At 66.2% G+C, this 18,576-nt stretch carries 19 protein-coding genes; 3 read left to right on the forward strand and 16 right to left on the reverse strand.

Annotation, left to right across the window (positions count from 1 at the left end):
- Positions 1–134: 134 nt before the first annotated feature.
- A complete protein-coding gene (locus NFG58_RS00650) occupies positions 135–662 on the reverse strand; it encodes a TIGR02444 family protein (protein WP_348827397.1) in 528 nt (175 codons plus the stop codon).
- A 71-nt stretch (positions 663–733) separates the two neighbouring features.
- Between NFG58_RS00650 and NFG58_RS00655 the strand changes: the two genes are divergently transcribed.
- The gene (locus tag NFG58_RS00655) at positions 734–2,680 is read left to right on the forward strand and encodes an ATP-binding cassette domain-containing protein (RefSeq protein WP_108131872.1); all 1,947 of its coding nucleotides are present in this window, start codon (positions 734–736) and stop codon (positions 2,678–2,680) included.
- A 73-nt stretch (positions 2,681–2,753) separates the two neighbouring features.
- Here NFG58_RS00655 and NFG58_RS00660 read toward each other — a convergent pair whose 3' ends face one another.
- The 5 genes from NFG58_RS00660 to thiD all read right to left on the reverse strand — a co-directional run bounded on the left by NFG58_RS00660 (position 2,754) and on the right by thiD (position 7,439).
- Positions 2,754–4,166 carry a solute carrier family 23 protein gene (locus NFG58_RS00660; protein WP_124805045.1) on the reverse strand — a complete coding sequence of 471 codons (1,413 nt, stop codon included), beginning with the start codon at positions 4,164–4,166 and terminating at the stop codon, positions 2,754–2,756.
- A 199-nt stretch (positions 4,167–4,365) separates the two neighbouring features.
- The gene (gene dtd, locus NFG58_RS00665) at positions 4,366–4,803 is read right to left on the reverse strand and encodes a D-aminoacyl-tRNA deacylase (RefSeq protein ID WP_348827398.1); all 438 of its coding nucleotides are present in this window, start codon (positions 4,801–4,803) and stop codon (positions 4,366–4,368) included.
- An 80-nt stretch (positions 4,804–4,883) separates the two neighbouring features.
- The gene (locus tag NFG58_RS00670; RefSeq protein WP_348827399.1) at positions 4,884–5,495 is read right to left on the reverse strand and encodes a chalcone isomerase family protein; all 612 of its coding nucleotides are present in this window, start codon (positions 5,493–5,495) and stop codon (positions 4,884–4,886) included.
- 86 nt (positions 5,496–5,581) lie between these two features.
- On the reverse strand, positions 5,582–6,427 hold the full coding sequence (locus NFG58_RS00675) for a universal stress protein (protein ID WP_045993929.1): 846 nt from the start codon (positions 6,425–6,427) through the stop codon (positions 5,582–5,584).
- A gap of 181 nt (positions 6,428–6,608) precedes the next feature.
- Positions 6,609–7,439 carry a bifunctional hydroxymethylpyrimidine kinase/phosphomethylpyrimidine kinase gene (thiD, locus tag NFG58_RS00680; protein WP_124805046.1) on the reverse strand — a complete coding sequence of 277 codons (831 nt, stop codon included), beginning with the start codon at positions 7,437–7,439 and terminating at the stop codon, positions 6,609–6,611.
- A 74-nt stretch (positions 7,440–7,513) separates the two neighbouring features.
- Between thiD and NFG58_RS00685 the strand changes: the two genes are divergently transcribed.
- Positions 7,514–7,939, forward strand: a complete 426-nt coding sequence (locus tag NFG58_RS00685) for a YqaA family protein (protein ID WP_045993931.1) — start codon at positions 7,514–7,516, stop codon at positions 7,937–7,939.
- Positions 7,940–8,077: 138 nt separating this feature from the next.
- On the opposite strand, the gene NFG58_RS00690 is transcribed toward NFG58_RS00685, so the two are convergent.
- The 6 genes from NFG58_RS00690 to NFG58_RS00715 all read right to left on the reverse strand — a co-directional run bounded on the left by NFG58_RS00690 (position 8,078) and on the right by NFG58_RS00715 (position 14,025).
- Positions 8,078–9,181 (reverse strand): TRAP transporter substrate-binding protein, encoded by a 1,104-nt coding sequence (locus NFG58_RS00690; protein WP_045993932.1) that lies wholly within the window; start codon positions 9,179–9,181, stop codon positions 8,078–8,080.
- 266 nt (positions 9,182–9,447) lie between these two features.
- Positions 9,448–10,851: a TRAP transporter large permease subunit gene (locus tag NFG58_RS00695; protein ID WP_108131869.1), complete on the reverse strand. Its 1,404-nt coding sequence runs from the start codon at positions 10,849–10,851 to the stop codon at positions 9,448–9,450.
- On the reverse strand, positions 10,852–11,412 hold the full coding sequence (locus tag NFG58_RS00700) for a TRAP transporter small permease subunit (protein ID WP_108131868.1): 561 nt from the start codon (positions 11,410–11,412) through the stop codon (positions 10,852–10,854).
- A 315-nt stretch (positions 11,413–11,727) separates the two neighbouring features.
- Positions 11,728–12,552 carry an endonuclease/exonuclease/phosphatase family protein gene (locus tag NFG58_RS00705; protein WP_108131867.1) on the reverse strand — a complete coding sequence of 275 codons (825 nt, stop codon included), beginning with the start codon at positions 12,550–12,552 and terminating at the stop codon, positions 11,728–11,730.
- On the reverse strand, positions 12,549–13,190 hold the full coding sequence (locus NFG58_RS00710; RefSeq protein WP_045993936.1) for a thiol:disulfide interchange protein DsbA/DsbL: 642 nt from the start codon (positions 13,188–13,190) through the stop codon (positions 12,549–12,551). Before NFG58_RS00710 ends, NFG58_RS00705 begins: the two co-directional genes overlap by 4 nt.
- A gap of 214 nt (positions 13,191–13,404) precedes the next feature.
- Positions 13,405–14,025: a c-type cytochrome gene (locus NFG58_RS00715; RefSeq protein ID WP_045993937.1), complete on the reverse strand. Its 621-nt coding sequence runs from the start codon at positions 14,023–14,025 to the stop codon at positions 13,405–13,407.
- 232 nt (positions 14,026–14,257) lie between these two features.
- Between NFG58_RS00715 and yihA the strand changes: the two genes are divergently transcribed.
- Positions 14,258–14,866, forward strand: coding sequence for a ribosome biogenesis GTP-binding protein YihA/YsxC (yihA, locus tag NFG58_RS00720; RefSeq protein WP_108131866.1), 609 nt, complete (start codon positions 14,258–14,260; stop codon positions 14,864–14,866).
- A gap of 40 nt (positions 14,867–14,906) precedes the next feature.
- Here yihA and NFG58_RS00725 read toward each other — a convergent pair whose 3' ends face one another.
- The 4 genes from NFG58_RS00725 to NFG58_RS00740 all read right to left on the reverse strand — a co-directional run bounded on the left by NFG58_RS00725 (position 14,907) and on the right by NFG58_RS00740 (position 18,575).
- Entirely contained in the window at positions 14,907–15,884 is a 978-nt protein-coding gene (locus NFG58_RS00725; RefSeq protein ID WP_348827400.1) for a hypothetical protein, read from the reverse strand.
- Between the two features lie 243 nt (positions 15,885–16,127).
- On the reverse strand, positions 16,128–16,886 hold the full coding sequence (locus NFG58_RS00730; RefSeq protein ID WP_348827401.1) for an HAD family hydrolase: 759 nt from the start codon (positions 16,884–16,886) through the stop codon (positions 16,128–16,130).
- The gene (locus NFG58_RS00735; protein WP_348827402.1) at positions 16,883–17,866 is read right to left on the reverse strand and encodes a tyrosine recombinase XerC; all 984 of its coding nucleotides are present in this window, start codon (positions 17,864–17,866) and stop codon (positions 16,883–16,885) included. Before NFG58_RS00735 ends, NFG58_RS00730 begins: the two co-directional genes overlap by 4 nt.
- Positions 17,856–18,575, reverse strand: a complete 720-nt coding sequence (locus NFG58_RS00740; RefSeq protein ID WP_045993941.1) for a DUF484 family protein — start codon at positions 18,573–18,575, stop codon at positions 17,856–17,858. The genes NFG58_RS00735 and NFG58_RS00740 overlap by 11 nt, the downstream gene beginning before the upstream one ends.
- Between the last annotated feature and the right edge of the window lies 1 nt (position 18,576).

The following is an 18,576-nucleotide window of genomic DNA, read 5'->3' on the forward strand; positions in this document are numbered from 1 at the left end:
GGAGCTATGGGCGGATCGCGCTCGCCTGTTGTATTGCTTCGTGTCTCGCTTCGGAATCTCGGACCTTGTGCTATTGGCGTGAACAAGATCGATCATGCAAAAAATGCAGGAATTCTCATGCAGTTAACGTCAGGCTAGCGCGCTGCCGGAAGAGGGTCAAGCTGGCTTTCCACGCTTCTTATGGCCATAAGTTGCGTTTTTTTCTGCCGTTGTTGGCTAGAAAGCAGCACATTTTCTAGACCTTGGAGTCTGGCGGGTATCGGCGAGAAAGCCAGTTCGTTCAGGCTAATTTTCATGAGCATCTGCAGGCATTGTTGCTCGGCTTCGAGCTCCGCCTGCTTGATCCGCGAGCGAACGCTCGCCACCTGCGAGTCGGCTTGCGCCTGGGGCTTCAGATCCCTGCGCAGTCGGCGCAGCGGTTGGGTGACCTCGCGCTGCCAGGCGGTGACCTGCGACGGCAGTGCACCAGCCTGGGCGCCCTGTTGATACAGCCAGCAACGCCACAGCAGTTCACACACGTCCCAGCCGTGCTCATCCTGCAGCGTCAGGCAGGCTTGCTCGACGCCTGGCCGGGCATAGATTGCCAGGGCGAAGTCCCATAGCGGTGACGCTGCCAGGCGAGGGCGCAGGCGGGCGGTGAATTCGGTAGAATCGGGGTCCAAGACGATATCCTTCTTTTATTAGAGAAGCTCGCGGGTGCCCGGCCCGGCGGGCTCATCCCGATGGAGCCGTGATGATTGCACTGCGCCAAGTAACCCTGCAACGCGGCGCCGAGCCGTTGTTCGAGGGTGCCGACCTGACCCTGCACGCCGGCCACAAGGCCGGTATCGTGGGCCCCAATGGCGCCGGCAAGTCCAGTCTGTTCGGCCTGATCCTCGGCGAGATCGGCGCCGACAAGGGCGCGGTCGAGATGAGTGGCGGCCAGCGCATTGCCCATATGGCGCAGGAAGTCGAGGCGCTGTCTCGCCCCATCATCGAGTACGTGCTCGACGGGGACGCGGAACTAAGGCGCACCGAGGCAGCCCTCGCCTCTGCCCAGGCCGACGGCGACCACCACCGCGAGGCCGAACTTCACGGCGCCATCGAGGCGCTGGACGGCTACAGCGCGCCAGCCCGCGCGGCCCAGTTGCTGGTCGGGCTGGGCTTCGCCCAGCACGATCTGGACAAGCCGCTGTCGGCGTTCTCCGGTGGTTGGCGCATGCGAGCCAACCTGGCGCGTACCCTGTTCATGCCCTCCGACGTGCTGCTGCTCGACGAGCCGACCAACCACCTGGATCTGGACGCGCTGCTGTGGCTAGAGCAGTGGCTGACGCGCTATCCCGGCACCCTGTTGCTGATCTCCCACGACCGCGACTTTCTCGATGCGGTGTGTGACCACATCGTGCACTTCGATCGTCGCAGCCTGGTGCTCTATCGGGGCAACTACACCACCTTCGAGCGGACCCGCGCCGAGAAGCTGGCGCTGCAGCAGGCCCAGGCCGAGAAGCAGCAGGCGCGTCGCGAGGAAATCGAGAAGTTTGTCGCCCGCTTTCGCTACAAGGCGACCAAGGCGCGCCAGGCCCAGAGCCGACTGAAGATGCTCGAGCGCATGGGCGACATCGCCCTGGCCCACGTCGATTCCCCCTTTCACTTTACCTTGCCGGCGGCGGACAAGACGTCTCATCCGCTGCTGGTGATCGATGATGCCAGCCTGGGCTATCGTCGTGAGGACGGCAGCGAGCGCACCCAGCTGTCCGACGTGAAGCTGACCCTGCTGCCGGGACAGCGCATCGGACTGCTCGGTCCCAATGGCGCGGGCAAGTCGACCCTGATCAAGTCGCTCACCGGCGATCTGCCGTTGCTCTCTGGCCGTCGGGTGCCCGGCGAGCACCTGGCGGTGGGCTACTTCGCCCAGCACCAGCTCGAAGGGCTCGATCTCAAGGCGACCCCCTTCACCCATGTTCAACGCCTGTCGCCCCAGGCCGCCGACAGCGATATCCGCAACTTCCTGGGTGGCTTCGGCTTTCCGGGAGACGACGTGTTTGCCCGGGTCGAGCTGTTCTCCGGCGGCGAGAAGGCACGCCTGGCGCTGGCCCTGATTGCCTGGCAGAAGCCCAACCTGCTGCTGCTCGACGAGCCGACCAACCACCTGGACCTGGAGATGCGCGAGGCGCTGACCGAGGCGTTGGCGTCGTTCGAAGGAACGGTGATCGTGGTATCCCACGACCGCCACCTGCTCAAGGCCACCGTGGACGAGTTCTGGAAGGTCGCCGACCATCGGGTCGAACCCTTCGATGGCGATCTGGAGGATTACCGGGCCTGGCTCAAGTCACGCCTGGAAAGCGACCGTCGCGCGGCCAGGGAAGACAAGGCCGACAGGGCCGAGGCTGGCCAGGCCGCCCCGCGGGAGGATCGCAAGGCCTCGCGCCGCGCCGCCGCCGAGCTGCGCGAGAAGCTCAGGCCCTTGAAGCGCGAGCGGGACAAGGCCGAAAAGGCCATGGAGAAGGTCCAGGCTGAACTCGGCGAGGTGGAAGCGCAGCTCGGCGACGCCGAGCTCTACACCGACGCGGCGCGCAAGCAGGAACTGACCGACTGTCTGGCGCGCCAGGGCGAGCTCAAGGCGCGCCTCGAGGAGCTGGAGGCCGACTGGCTCGCCGCCGAAGAGGCGCTCGAGGAAATGAACGAGGCGCTCTCGGGCTGAGCCACGCTCGGTTCGATAGCGCCTCGGGTCGCCGGGTCGCCCGATAGCCGGGGCGAGTGGGCGTGGCGAACGGCTATTGCGAGTCGCACCGGGATGAGGCGGGCACGCTTGCGGGAGCCGTGTCGCTGGCTTCCATGCGCGCGGCCAGCCGCTCGCGCTCGGCCTGCTCATCGGCCAGGCTCTTGTGAGGCAGCAGCAGATTGAGCAGCACGGCGGTGAGCGCCGCCACCACCACGGGTGATCCACCGATCGCCATCTCGATCGTGTCCGGCAGCGCGGCGATGGCCTGCGGCGCCGCGGCGAGCCCGAGGCCCAGCGCCAGCGCCAGGCTGGCGATGGTCATGTTGCGCCCGGACAGCTCGTCGCGGGTCAGCAGCTGGATACCGGTCATGGTGATCATGCCGAACACCGTGATGGTGGCGCCACCGAGCACCGGATAGGGAATGGTGGTCATCAGCGCGCCGAACTTCGGCATCAGTCCCGCCGCCAGCAGAAACAGCGCCGCCAGTGCCAGCACCGAACGACTGATGACCTTGGTCATGGCGACGATACCGACGTTCTGGCTGAACGACGCCGTCGGCAGTGCCGCGAACAGGGCACCGACCAGAGTGCACAGGCCGTTGCCCAGCAAGCCCCCGGACAGCTCCCGATGGCCCAGCTCGCGATTCATGCCACCGATGGTGGTAGCGGATAGATCACCGATGGTCTGCACCGAATTGACCACGCAGATGATCACCATGGACAGGATCGCCACCGGCGCGAATTCGAGCGTCACGGGGAGCGGGCGCGGCGCACTGAACCAGGCAGCCTGATGCACCGCAGTGAAGTCCACCATGCCCAGCGCGAGTGCCAGCGCGTAGCCCACCACGATGCCGCAGATGATCGCGGCGAGCTTGATGAAGCCCCGCCCGAACTGGGAAATCGCCAGCACCACGGCCAGAGTGACCAGCGCCACCAGCCACTGCCTGCCGCCACCGTAGTCGGCGCTCCCCTTGCCCCCGGCCATGTAGTGGATGGCGATGTCGTAGAGCGACAGGCCGATCACCAACACTACCACCCCCGCCACCACCGGCGGAAACAGATGACGCAGCGGGCGGATACCGAACCCGACCAGCAGCATCGCCATGCCGCCGATCAACTGGGCGCCGAGGATGCCGCCGAGGCCATACTGGGCGCCCACGGCGGTCAGGGTGGGCACGTAGGCAAAGCCGACACCGAAGATGGTCGGCAGGCGGGCACCGAAGCGCCAGACACCGAACAGCTGGATCAGCGTCGACAGCGCCGAGGCCACCAGCGAAATCTGGATCAGCAGCAGGGTTTCGGCGGTGGAGGCGCCGATGGCACCGGAGACGATGATCGGCACCGTGATGGTACCCATGATCATGGCGAGGATGTGTTGCAGCGACAGTGGCAGGGCACGGCTCAGTGGTGGCCGGCCGTGGAAGTCGAAGACCGAGACGCTGACGGGGTAGCGGGCGTTGCTCATGGATACGATCACCGGTTGTTTTTGTATACAGGTGATTGTGGTAAATGTTTCCATAAACATCAAGGCGAGACGGGATGAGACGAGACAGCCTGGTTTACCGCCCCGCCGACATCGCGTTGCGATCGGGCTTTTGAAGATCACAAAGGTGGCACGACGCCGCGTTCGCTGCCTATTGGCGCTCGGCGCCAGGAGGGGGCTCTCAGCTCTCCAGGAGAAAGGTCACCGGCCCGTCGTTGATCAATGCCACCTGCATATTGGCGCCGAACTCGCCGCTGGCCAACGGCGCATGGCGCTGGCGGGCCTGGTCGAGCAGGTAGTGAAACAGACGATCGCCTTCGGCCGGTGGCGCCGCGCTGGAGAAGCTGGGACGCAGCCCCTTGCGGGTATCCGCGGCCAGGGTGAACTGGGACACCAGCAAGAGGCCACCGCCGGCCTGCTGCACATTGAGATTCATCTTGTCCTGGTCGTCGGCGAACACGCGATAGTGCAGCAGCTTGTGCAGCAGGCGGTCGGCCGAGGCCTCGTCATCGCCTTTTTCCACCCCGACCAGGGCCAGCAGGCCGTGGTCGATGGCGCCGACGGTGCGATCTTCGACCTCGACACTGGCACGGCGGACACGTTGGATCAGGGCTTTCATGCAGGGCTTCCTCTGGCAACAGGTGGGGGATTGCACACAGCAGGGCCCGCTAGCCTAGCACGGGCCTGCCTGGCCAGGCGTCAGCGCCCCAGCAGAGCGTCGCGGAAGTCGCGGTCCAGGGGATCTTCACCGAGCCAGATGGCGAACATGGCGTTGGCAAGCGCCTTGTCGTTGGAGCGGTACAGCGGGGCACCATTGAGCGCCAGGATCAGGCTCTCGCCATCCCAGGTCAGCGAATAGCGGTCGCCCGGCGCGACCGAGCGATAGCTGTCGACCAGCGCGGTCAGCGGGCGGCGAATCGACGGAAAGTCCACGGCACCGACCTGCTCGCGCACGGCCTCGAGGGTGGTGCTGGCGAAGTCGTCGGCCTCGATGGCATGGAAGTAGTGCAGCACCAGCCGGCGCGGGACGTCGGACTCGGGAGCGGGGCGCGGGTACCCCGCGGCCTGGTAGTAGGCGCCGGCGTAGGCGTCCCACACCAGATAGGTGAAGAGCCCGTGGCCGATCATCTCGTAGCGCCGGCCATCGTCGATCTGGGTGGCAAAGCTAGCGCTCTTGACGCTGACCTGCTGCGTCGACGTCTGGGCGTTGGCCTCGGGGGGCGCGGCCATGGTCAGGGTCAGACAGGTGATCAGGCTGACCGCGGCAAGCAGCCGAACCAGCGGGTGCTGTCGGGGTTGTCGCGAAGGCATGATGAAACTCCCGTGACATGATGTTGTACACATCATGGCGCGAGATATGACTTATGTACAGTTTTTGTAGAGCGTTCTTCCCGTGACTACCAGGCGCGGCACAGCATGATGTCGCAACGGGGCTCCGCCAGAAGACGCTTGGTAATCTGACTGCGTCGGCCCGCCTGACTGCGGTTGCCCAGTGCCAGCAGATCGGGAGGCTGACGGCGCAGATGGGCGATCAACACGTCCAGGGGGTCGCCCTGTTCCAGCACCAGTTCCAGCTCCGGCACCCGATCGAATTCCGCCATCAGGTGGTCGATCTCCTGTTCGAGCTGCTGTCTAAGTCGGATGACCTCACGATCGCGCCACTGCGCGAAGTCAGTATCGGAGCCGAGTTCGCGCTCGCCCGGCACGTCCCAGGCGTGGAGCAACTCGAGGCGGGATTCCGGAAAGTGTCGCAGGGTCTCGCGCAGGGTGCGACGGCAGGTCAGGGAGAAATCCACCGGGACCAGGATGTCGTTCCACGGCTCTGCGGGGGGCTGGCTGACGGTCAGCACCGGACAGGGGGCGCTCAACAGCACCCGGGCCAGGGTGGTACCGCCGATCAGGTCAGGGTGTCCGCGCTTGCGATGGGTGCCGAGGATGATCATCTCGGCGTTGCGATCGTGGGCCTCACGGATGATCTCGGCGTAGGGGGCGCCGGTCACCGTCTGCACCAGCAGCGGCGGTTCGGCCAGTGCGTAGTCCTCGCGCAGGTCGGTGGCGATGGCGTGGATGTCATCTACTACCGCACCTTCCAGGTCGCGCAGCACCCGGTGGGGCAGATAGGGATCCAGCACGTGCAGTACGTCGAGACGGGCGCCCATCTCGTTGGCCAGGCGGATGGCGCGGCCGAAGGCGGAACGGTTTTCTGCCGACAGGTCACAGGCAAACAGCAGGGTGCGAGTCATGGCTCTGCCCTCACGACGCCAGTGGGTGAACCTTCAGCATGGGCGGACGTGCCGATTCGCGCAAGCGACGGTGTCGTCACTCCCTGTCAGTGCACGATAGCGCTGTCCTGCGCTCGGATCAGATCAGACTGGGCGTGGCGTGGCTTTCACGGCCAGCCATCGCCCGCCACTGCTCCTGCCGCTACCACCAGGCGTGGAAGTGATGCACCGGGCCGCGCCCCTGGCCCACCGACAGCCGCCGGCTGGCGTCGAGCGCCTGGTGCAGCCAGCGCTTGGCGTCGCCGATGGCGTCGATGACCTGCGCCTCGTCGGCGTCCTGTGGCAGATGGGCCAGCTTGGCGGCGATCGCCGAGGACAGGGCACAACCGGTACCATGCAGGTTCTGGGTATCGATGCGCGGCGCCGGCAGCCAGCGATCGCCACCGGGCGAGGCCAGCAGGTCGGGACAGCTGTCACCATCGAGATGGCCACCCTTGAGTAGCACATAGGGGGCGGACAGTTGCTTGAGCGCGGGCAGCATCGCCTCCATGGCATCGGCGCTGGTGGGCGGCTCGACCCCCAGCAGTACCGCCGCCTCGGGCAGGTTGGGGGTGATCACGTCGGCCAGCGGCACCAGCACATCGCGTACCGCACTGATCCCGGCCTCATCCACCAGGATGTCGCCGCTCTTGGCTACCATCACCGGATCGAGCACGATCCAGCGGGGACGCCTGGCCTCGAGCGCTTCTCGCAGGGTCTCGGCGACCTCGCGGCTGGCGACCATGCCGATCTTCACCGCGTCGATGCGCACGTCGTCGAGCAGGTGATCGAGCTGCACCCGGATGCTCTCTGCAGCCACCGGGTGCACCTCGCGTACCCCACAGGTATTCTGCGCGATCACCGCGGTGATGACGTTGGTGGCGTAGGTGCCCAGGGCCGACAGCGTCTTGAGGTCGCCCTGGAGGCCGGCGCCGCCAGAAGGGTCGGAGCCGGCGATGGTCAGCGTGTGAGGGATGGATACGGCGTGGGACATGAAAGACACCCGAAAGTCAGCAGAAGACACAGAATACAAGAGGCGGCGCTGAGAGAGCCAATGTCGAGCGCATCATGCTGAGTCTGTTTGTCATGGCGTTCGCCAGCGCCACCCTGCTGCCCGGAGGGTCCGAGCTATGGCTGGCCGGGCTGTGGTGCCGGGGCGAAGCGCCGCTGGCGCTGTGGCTGGTGGCCACCCTGGGCAATACCCTGGGCAGTCTGGTCAATGTCGCCCTGGGCCGCTACGCCACCCAGTATGTCGATCGTCGCTGGTTTCCCGCCTCCCGGGCGGGACTGGCACGAGCCCAGCGCTGGTATCGCAAGGGCGGAGAAGCGAGTCTGCTGCTGGCCTGGCTGCCGGTGGTGGGGGATCCGCTGACGGTGCTCGCGGGAATCGCCCGGCTGCCGTGGTGGCGTGCCACGCTGTGGATCGTCGTCAGCAAGGGCGGGCGCTACGCGGTGCTGCTGTGGTTTGCCGAACGCTATTTCAGCTGCGGCTGATCACTGCTCGAGAGCGAGCGCTTTGAGCAAGGCTCGAGAGTCGACACGATGTCCGCCCGTGCCCCGAAAACGGACAGGGGCCGCGCGAGGCGGCCCCTGGGTGCTTGTGTCGGCAATGCTCGACACCTTCTGGATGGGTTACTCCTGGCCGAAGTCGGTGCCGCCGTCCGGGTTGCGGGCGTTGTAGTAGGCCTGCTCGGAGATGGCGTGGTAGTTCACCACCTTGTCCTGGAAGTCGCGGTACGACTCGTAGATGCGACCGGCGATATCGCTGGAGTCAGCCAGTTCCTGCACCACCTCGGCGGAGATCTCCTGAGCCTGGGCGAGCACGTCGTCGGGCAGCTTGCGCAGCTGGACGTCGTGTTCGTTGATCAGGGTGGCCAGGGCATCGTTGTTGCGCGCGGTGTACTCGTCCAGCACGTCCTGGTTCACGTCGCGCACCGCGGTGCGCAGGATCGCCTGAAGGTCGGCGGGCAGCTCGGCCAGGGCCTCATCGTTGACGATGGCCTCGAACATCACCGTCGGCTCATGCCAGCCCGGGTAGTAGTAGTACTCGGCGGCCTGATGCAGGCCGAAGGCCAGGTCGTTGTACGGGCCGATCCACTCGGTGGCATCGATGGCGCCGGACTGCAGCGAGGTGAAGATCTCGCCGCCGGGCATGTTGACGATGGCCACGCCCATGCGATTCATGACCTCACCACCGAGGCCCGGCATGCGCATCTTGAGGCCGTCCAGGTCGTCGACCGAATTGATTTCCTGGTTGTACCAGCCGCCCATCTGTACGCCGGAGGCGCCGGCGGTCATGACCTCGACGCCGAAGTCATCGTAGAGCTCGTTCCACAGCTCCAGGCCGCCACCATAGTGCAGCCAGGCGTTCATTTCCTGGGCGTTCATGCCGAAGGGCACGGCGGCGAAGAACTGGGCGGCGGGCGCCTTGCCCTTCCAGTAGTAGGAGGCAGAGTGGCCCATCTGGGCGGTGCCTTCGGCGACGGCGTCGAAGACCTCGAAGCCCGGTACCAGCTGGCCGGCACCGAACACCTCGATCGTCAGGCGGCCGTCGGACATTTCCTCGACCAGCTTGGCCAGACGCTCGGGACCCTGGCCGACACCGGGGAAGTTCTTCGGCCAGGAGGTGACCAGCTTCCACTCGAAGGTGTCCTGGGCCTGGGCCTGGGCTCCGACCAGCAGTAGACCGGAGGCACCGGCGAGGGTAATGGCCTTGGCGATTGAGCTGCGTTGCATGTAAGTCCCCTTTGTATGGTATTGGCGTTGTCGGGACCTGCCGGCCAGGGTAGGGCCGGCGGGTAGTTGGCGTCTCGCGGGATGGCCCGAGACGCCGTGAAGCGGGCGATGGCTCGTCGGGCAACTATAGACGCCGGGGCCCCCCCCCGGCGTGGGCTGCCGTCCACGCATCGCCAACGCGCCGGATCAGAACGGCTCCGGCAGCCAGGTGGCGAGCTGCGGGCCAGCATCGAGAGTGAAAGGGCCCGGCGCTGAGGTTTTCGGCATCAGAACTGCTCCGGCAGCCAGGTGGCCAGTTCCGGGAAGAACGAAAGGGCCAGCAGCATGCCGAGCTGCAGCACGATGAATGGAATGACGCCTCGGTAGATCGCGGACGTCGGTACCGACTCCGGGGCCACCCCGCGCAGGTAGAACAGGGCGAAGCCGAAGGGAGGTGTCAGGAAGGACGTCTGCAGGTTGATCGCGATCATGATGCCCAGCCAGATTGGATCCAGGCCCATGGCCAGCAGGATCGGACCGACGATCGGCACCACCACGAAGGTGATCTCGATGAAGTCGAGGATAAAGCCGAGCAGGAAGATCACCAGCATCACGATGATGGTGGCGCCGACTACCCCGCCAGGCATGTTCTCGAACAGATGGGTGACCAGCTCTTCACCGCCGTAGGCGCGGAATACCAGTGAAAACAGTGCCGCGCCGATCAGGATCAGGAACACCATGGTGGTGACGTGGGTGGTGGAGCGCAGCACGTCCTTGAGCGTGGCCAGATCGAGGCGACGATAGGCCAGGGCCAGCACCAGGGCGCCGAAGGCACCCACCGCGGAAGCCTCGGTGGGGGTGGCCAGTCCGGCCAGGATCGAGCCGAGCACCGCGACGATCAGCACGATGGGCGGCACCAGGCCCTTTAGCAGCAACAGGCCGATGCCCGAGGTGTGGCCCAGCTCGGCCATCAGTTCCTGGCGATCGGCGGCAGGGGCGGCGCTGGGCTTGAACAGCGCCACCAGGCTGACGTAGACGATATACACCAGCACCAGGATCAGGCCCGGGACCAGCGCCCCCATGAACAGATCGCCCACCGACACCGTCTTGGGACTGAAGATGCCCATGGACAGCTGGGCCTGCTGGTAGGCGCTGGACAGCACGTCACCAAGCAGCACCAGAGCGATGGACGGCGGAATGATCTGACCCAGGGTGCCGGTGGCGCAGATGGTGCCGGTGGCCAGCGACTGGCTGTAGCCGCGCTTGAGCATGGTCGGCAGCGACATCAGGCCCATGGTGACCACGGTGGCGCCGACGATGCCGGTGGAAGCGGCCAGCATCATGCCGACCAGGGTCACCGAGATGCCGAGTCCGCCGCGCAGCGAGCCGAACAGCAGGGCCATGGCGTCGAGCAGGGTTTCGGCGACCTTGGACTTCTCGAGCAGCACCCCCATCAACACGAACAAGGGTACCGCCAGCAGGGTGGTGTTGGTCATGATGCCGTAGAGGCGATTGGGGAAGGCGTTGAGGTAGCTGCCGTCGAAGTTGGCATCGATGCCGAGGGACTCCAGGCCGTAGCCGAGCCCGGCAAAGGCCAGGGCGGTACCGGCCAGCGACAGCGCGACCGGAAAACCGAACATCAAGACCGTACAGATGACACCGAACAGCACCAGGGGCATGAACTCCAGCATTTACAGGTGCTCCTCGTCGGCGTCATGGGGAAGGGCGTTGGGGTCGAGACGTCCCTTTAAAATCAGGATGTTGCGATAGATCTCGACGATGCCCTGGACAATCATCAGCACGGCGAAGGCCGGTATCAGCGTCTTCAGCAGGAACACCCCGGGGATGCCGCCGGCGTCGGGCGAGCCCTCGAAGATGGCCCAGGACTTGCCGACGTAGCCGAGGCTGGTGGCGATCACGAAGCCCATCACCGGCAGCAGCAGCAGCAGGGTACCGAGCAGGTCGACCAGCGCCTTGCGCCTGGGCGACATCGCCCGATAGAAGATGTCGACGCGCACGTGTCCGCCGTGCTTCAGGGTGTAGGCCGCCGCCAGCATGAACACGGCGGCGTGCATGTACATCACCGATTCCTGCATGGGGATGCTGTTGACGCTGAAGGCATAGCGCAGCACCACGATCAGGAACTGGATGATCATCATCGCCAGGATCAGCCAGGAAAGGCCCCTGCCAAGGCGTTCGGAGAAGGCGTCCAGGGCCGCCAGTGGCCCCGGCAAGCCGGAAGATGTAGACATTAGGAACTCGCTGGTGGTGTCAGGGCGATCATTGTCCAGGCTGGCGCCCGGGCACGCCGTCGCCAGGGCAGGACGTCGGCTTGCCGGGGGGACCTGGCGTCATGGATAGTGTGGCACGCGGAGACATTAGCGAATCTCGGTGCACGTCAACGCTGACTATACGGCAGTCGAGGTAGCACTGTCATGACACCAAAAGTCGAGGTCCGCTGGCGTGTCGTCCGCCGCCGACAGGATGGCTCTGGCGGGTGGGTCGGGCGTGCGGCTCAGACGGGTAGCTCAGGTGGGAAGCTCAGGTGGGAAATTCAGGCGAGCGGTTCAGGCAGGTTGCTCGGGCTGATCGGCCTGGATAGCGGCGAGGCAGGGCTGGGGCAGGCGAATATCGACGGCCACCGGCAGGTGGTCCGAAAACAGTCGGTCGAGGACTTCGGCCTCATCGGCCTCCAGCGACGACGACAGCAGGATATGGTCCAGCGCTCGGCTGGGGCGCCAGGAAGGGTAGCTCAGTGCCGGTCGCACCGGATGCAGCGGCAACGAGGCGCAGAAGCGGTCGTGGGCGTGCAGGCGATCCGGGGTGCAGTTCAGGTCTCCCATCACCACCACGTGCTTGAGTGGCTGGATCAGCTCGCTGAGGTAGTCGAGCTGCAGGTTCTGGGTGCGCTGGCCCAGGGCCAGGTGGGCGACGAACAGGTGCAGGGCCTCGGGGCCCTGGCCGAAGCGTGCATGGATGGCGCCCCGGCCGGGCAGGGTCCCCGGCAGGCGGTGCTCCTCGATGCGGCTGGGTGCCAGCCGGGAGAGCAGGCCATTGCTGTGCTGGGCAAGTCGACCGAGGTTGCGGTTGAGCTGCTGATAGTGGTGGGGGAAGCCGCCTTGCCCCGCCAGGTACTCGAGCTGATTGACCTGGTTCGAGCGAAAGCTGCCGCCGTCCACCTCCTGTAGCCCCACCATGTCGAAGTGCGACAGCACCTCGGCGATCATGTCCAGACGTCGTTGCCGACGCGGGTGAGGCAACAGGTGCTGCCAGCTACGGGTGAGGTAGTGGTGGTAGGCCGAGGTCTGGATACCCACCTGCAGGTTGAAGGTCACCAGCCTCAGGTGACCTCTGTCCAGCGTGGGGTGGCGTTCCTCGGCCAGTGACGTCATTGGGCTCCAGACTCCTGTTCGCTGCGGATCTGCTCCACCAGCGCCTCGGCGATGCGCGGCATGTTGTCGAGGCTGCCGGCGGTGCTCGGCGAGACGATGTAGCGACCATCGACGATCAGCGCGGGGACGCCCATCAGTTCGAGGTTGCGCATGGTGGCGCTGGCGCGATTGATCTGGGACTTCACGCCGAAGCCGTCCAGCGCCTTGAGCGCCTGCTCTTCGCTGACACCGTAGTCGCTGAAGAAGGCGGCGATGTCTGCTGGCTCGGTAAGCTGCTCGCCTTCCTGGTGGATGGCGTCGAAGAAGTCCTCGTGCACCTCGTCGAGGATCTCGAGCTGCTGGGCGGCATAGAAGGCCTTGGCGTGCTTGACCCAGGTCTCGCCCAGGGTGGCCGGCATGCGTTCGAACTCGACGTCATCGGGCAGCTCGGCGACCCAGGCATTGAGCGGATCTTCCAGCGAGTAGCAGTGCGGGCAGCCATACCAGAACACTTCGGTCACGTTGATCTTGCCATCGTCGCTGCCCAGCTCGACCTGATTGGGGGCGACGGTGTAGTCCTCGCCCTCGGTGATCGAGGCGGCGACCGCCATGGTCGACAGGCTAAGGCCAGCGAGGCCCATCATCAGTGACTTCAGCATAGAATGTTTTCTCCTTGATTGAGGCGGGCATGCCATGGCGGCGCGAGGGCGCGACGAACCTGGAGCCGCAAAGCGAACGCTGTTTTGAGTCTACAACGTTCGAAGGGTTCCCGAATATCCCGATTGGGCAGGCGTCGCATGTCTATCTTTGCTGGTAAACGCAACGGGGCGGCCACAAGGGCCGCCCCGCGGGACGCATCGAAAGGTGAATCGATCAGTGCAGGCCCTGGACGTAGTTGGCCACGGCTTCCATGTCGGCATCGCTCATCTTGGCGGCGATGTCGGCCATCACGCCACCGGGGCTGTTGGCGCGGGCGCCGGAGGCGAATGCCTGGAGAGTGCTGACCACATAGCCGGCGTGCTGGCCGGAAAGCCCCGGATAGACCGCCGAGCCGATGCCGCTGCCGGTCGGGCCATGGCAGGCGCTGCAGGCCGGGATGCCCTTGGCCAGGTCGCCAGCGCGGTAGAGCGCCTCGCCGCGCTCGAGCAACGCCTCGTCATCCTTGGCCTGCCCCACCACCGGGTCCTGGCCGGCGAAGAAGGCGGCCACGTCCCAGGCGTCCTGGTCGCTGAAGTTGTCCACCTGCCCCGCCATCTGCGGCACCGGACGGGTGCCGTCACGGATGTCGATGATCTGCTTGGCCAGGTAGGAGGCCTGCTGGCCGGCCAGGTTGGGGAAGGTCGGCGCGATACTGGCGCCGGTCTGGCCGTGGCAGGCGGCGCAGGCGGTAGCCTTGTCGCGTCCTGCGGCGGCGTCTGCGTCACTCTGGAGGTCGGCATGGGCGGCGCCGACGACGCCGATGGAGATTGCCAGGCTTGCCAGTAACTGTCTCATCGCTAGTTCACTTATGCCGTTTTAATGTTTTCACGGTCCCGCGGAAGGCGTGGCCTTCACTGCAGGGGGAAGCGCCCGCGCTGAGGCCGGTCGCTGGCGACAGCGGCACAATGTTATGATGATTCCCCGGGTCGCAGCCGCCTCAAAGCTTACTATAACCAAACACCCCGGGGGCGGGAATGCCAGGGCCCTCGACCCTACCTTTGATCACCGTCAGGATTTCTTCCATCTCATGGCTTTCAACTACTCCTTGGCCCGATTCCTCACCAGTGCGCCGACGCTGGCCCGATGCCCCGAAGACAGTGGTGTCGAGGTCGCCTTTGCCGGACGTTCCAATGCCGGAAAGTCCAGCGCGATCAACACCATCACCCAACAGAAGGCGCTCGCGCGCACCTCCAAGACGCCGGGTCGCACCCAGCTCATCAACGTCTTTTCGCTGGGCGAGGACAGCGAGCGCCGGCTGGTGGACCTGCCCGGCTACGGCTACGCCAAGGTGCCCGAAAAGGTCAAATTGGAGTGGCAGCGCCACCTGGCCGAATACCTCCAGAAGCGAGCTTCGCTCAAGGGGCTGGTGCTGGTGATGGACGTGCGTCACCCATTGACCGAGTTCGACCTGGCGCTGCTGGATGTGGCCGATGAGCGCGACCTGCCGGTGCATATCCTGCTGACCAAGGCCGACAAGCTGAAGCAGGGCGCGGCCAAGAATGCCTTGCAGCAGGTGCGCTCGCGGCTGCGTGAGTGGGAGGACCTGGTCAGCGTGCAGCTTTTCTCGGCGCTCAAGCGCCAGGGCGTCGACGAGGCCCATCGGCGCCTGGACGGCTGGCTTGCGCACGAAGGCTAGCCAGCCTGACGAGCCCTAGCCAGCCTGACGAGCCCGCCGGCTACTTGTACGTGGCGGTGACCTCCAGCAGCCCCTTGACGCGCCCCCCGGATGCCTGTTCGGCATAGCGGTAGTAGCTGACGCGTAACGGAACCTTGGGCGCCTCCCCCATCAGGCCAATCGCTCGCGAGCCAGACAGGTCCACGGGATCGAAGTCGTGGGCTGAAAAAGCGTCGATTTCCAGCGCCAGCCCGATGCCCTTGGCGCCGCCGCCTGAGGTGTCGGCGTTGCCGAGGATGCCTTGGCGGGCGTTGATGACGCTGGCGCCGCCCGAGCGTATGGACAAATCCGCCATGTTGACCTCATCGCAGTTGTTGAAGCTCAGGTAGGCGGTGGTGGTGCCGCCCCGAGATCCTGCTCCCGGCAGCTCGCTGAGGTCGATATCGGGCAGGGTGATGTAGGGGGTCCACATCTTGCAGGTGCTCTCGATCACGGTGACGTAAGCGCCGCCAACTCCGACTACCGTGCCGGTATAGTTGTCGCTGGCGCCGGTGCTGGTCGCCACGTGGGTATGAGGCCAGTAGGTAAACTGGTTGTAGTTGCCCGGTTCGGTGTCGCCATGGCGTACGATCGGTATCTCGGTCACGACGCTTCCGGAGACACAGCCAGATGCGTGGTTGGCGGTGCGCAGGGAGGCGACCAGGGTCTGGTGGTGATGGCCGCCCATGCTGGTGTCGGCCTTGTCGAAGTAGAAGCCTTGCACTGAGCTTTCGGCGTCACCGGTGGCGCTGTCGTAGGAACCCTGGGTATCGAGCAGGATATAGACGCGGCCGTCGCTGCCGGTCTGGCAGGCGTAGGTGGTGTGGAAGGAGGCTATCCCCGCGGTGTTGCCTTCCGGCGTGGTGCCGGACAAGGTCGAGGGGTAGGACATGCCGGTGCTGTAGAGGCCGCAGGTACCGGGCGGACGCACGGTATCGCAGGTAGGGCGTGCCGCCAGGGCTGGCGCGATGCCCAGGGGCAGGGAGAGAGCGGGCCCCATTCCTGAAACACGCCCCGAAAGTAGTCCCGAAGACAGTCCCGAAGACAGCCCCGAAACAAGCCCCAGTCCCGAAACCAGGGCAAACGCCAGCCCGAGCTTGAGCACTCGTCGCAGGTGACGCCGGGTCGGCGGTGATGAAGCGAGGGGGCGATAGAGCGGGCGGGGCATGGCGGCAGGCACTCAGGGAACAGGTGCCTGCCGGTTTACCACGTGGCGCCGGCGGTCGCCGGGGTTTTTCTCGCTTTATTGATCCTGATGCTCACCGAGCAGGGCTGGCAGTTCGGTGACCCGAGACAGTCGGGTCACGCCGCGTGGCAAGGGAGCCGTCTCGGCCTCTGGCGGCGCGATCCAGATCGCCCGCAAGCCCAGGCGAATCGCCGGCAGCACGTCTTCCTCCCAGGAATCGCCCACGTGCAGGGTCTCGCAGGCCTTGACCTCAAGCCGTGCCAGCATCGCCAGAAAGGGCCGTGGATCGGGCTTGGGTGCGAACATCTCGCCGGCGGCGATACGCGCCTGGAAGTGTCGGGCCAGCGGCAGACGGTGGAAGGCCACGTTGCCGTTGGTGATGCTGCCGAGACGATAGCGGCCCTTCAGTCTTTCCAGCATGGCGTCGGTGTCGGGGAAGGGCGTGACCAGGATGCGCAGCGAGTGAAAACGTTGCATCGCCAGCGCCGCCCACCAGTGAGCCGCCGCCCGGTTGACGCCGCTTTCCTCCAGCAGTTGGATCAGGGTGCGCTCACGCAGCCAGCTGAAGTCGCCGCGCCGCGACCAGCTGCGCCTGGCCAGAGCCTGGCGTTCACGCAGGTAGTCCGAAAGCTCGATGGGGGGCGTCAACGGCTCCTCGCGGCCGCGCTGCCAGGCGCCGAGCTGTTCGGTCAGCCAGTCGACGTGGCCCTGCTCGGTGCGCTGCATGACGCCGCTGTTGTCCCACAGGGTGTCGTCCAGATCGAAGGTGATGGCCTTGAGTCGGCTGAAGTCGTCCGCTGCCGCGTGGTCGATCAAGGGGTGTCTCCGGGATGGCTGTCGTCGCTCCGGCTGCGCCGCGCGCGGGGGTGGGCCTTGTCGTAGCTCTCGGCCAGGTGCTGCCAGTCCAGCCGGGTATAGACCTGGGTGGTGGACAGGTTGGCGTGGCCCAGCAGCTCCTGGACGGCGCGCAGGTCCTGGCTCGATTCCAGCAGGTGGCTGGCGAAGGAGTGGCGCAGGCGGTGGGGATGCAGGTGCTCCGGCAGGCCGCGCCGGCGGGCCTGGGTGACCAGGCGTGCCTGGATGGCACGATGGCCGAGCCGGTGGCCCTGCTGGCCGACGAACAGCGCTGTTTCGCCGTCGGCGGCCAGCACCGAGCGCACGCCGAGCCACTGGTCGATGGCCTGGCGCGCACGCGAGCCCACCGGCACCTGGCGCGGCTTGTTGCCCTTGCCGAGGACCCGCACCCGGCCGCCGTGGAGGTCGGGGAGATCCAGCGCCGCCAGCTCCGCCAGCCGTAGCCCGCTGGAATAGAGCAGCTCCAGCATCGCCTGGTCGCGTACCGACAGCGGCGAGCCATCGTGGGGGGTGTCGAGAAAGCGCGCCAGCAGGTCCACGTCCACCGGCCGCGGTAGATCCTTCGGCGCCCGGGGGCCGCGGCTCAAGCCGACCGGGTTGTAGTCGAGTCGGCCAGCCGCCACCAAGTGTTCACACAGTCGCGACAGGGCGGCGCGGCGGCGCTTCAGGCTGCGCGGTGCCATGCCTCGGCTGCGTTCGGCGGCCAGAAAACGCCGGAGCGTGTGGGACGTCAGGGCCTGATCATCCGGCGGCCTGGCGTCGGTGTCATTGGCCTGGGCGTGCCACCAGTTCTCGAAGGTGGCCAGGTCACGCCGGTAGGCGTCGACGGTGGCAGCACTGGCGGTGCGACCCAGCTCATCGAGAAAGTCCGCTACCGCGCCGGCAAGCTGCCACTTGGCCGTCGTCTCAGCCGTCGTCTCAGCCGCCTTTTCAGCCATCATCACGCTCGCACAGCCGCACGCTCAGGCGCACCAGCACCTCGGCCAGGTACTCGGTAAACAGGGTGTCCATGCTGGCACGGAAGTGGTCGGGATCAGGACTTGCCAGCACCACAAAGCCCTGGGGCTCGCCCAGGGTCATGCGGGCGATGGCGCAGGAGCCCGACTTGGTCGGCGCCTTTGCGTGGGGCAGCAGGCGCTTCCAGTCGGTGGGAGTAAGACGGGTACAGCGGCTGGCGCGCCCATCGAGTAGCGCGGTCAGGCGCTGGCCGGTGTGGTCGTCGAGCACGTGACGCGGGGCCTGGGGCGGTCTGGGGTCGCGATCGGTCAGGCTGGCGGGGCACCACAGCGACACCGCTGGCGTCTGGAAGCGCTCGCTTAGCTGGGTGGCCAGGGCCTGGCCCAGGGCGTCGTTGTCCTGGGCTTCCAGCAGTGCCAGCACCAGCTCGCGGGTGCGCCGATACTGCGCCTCGTTGTGGCGGGCCGAGTCGAGCAGTTGCTCGAGCCGCAGTTCCGCGCCTTCGGCGCGCTTGCGCAGGTCATGGACCAGCCGTTCCAGCAGCGAGGTGGCGCCCTGGGTCTCCGGGTGGGGAATCGTGAGGCTCTGCAGCAGGCCTTCGCGACCGACGAAGAAGTCCGGGTGGCGTGCCAGCCATTCGGCGACGCGGTCCGGGTCGAGCGTCTTGCGGGGCTCTGGGGCGGCTTGAGGCATG

Source organism: Halomonas sp. RT37, from assembly GCF_040070525.1.
Classification (GTDB): Bacteria; Pseudomonadota; Gammaproteobacteria; order Pseudomonadales; family Halomonadaceae; genus Halomonas; species Halomonas litopenaei.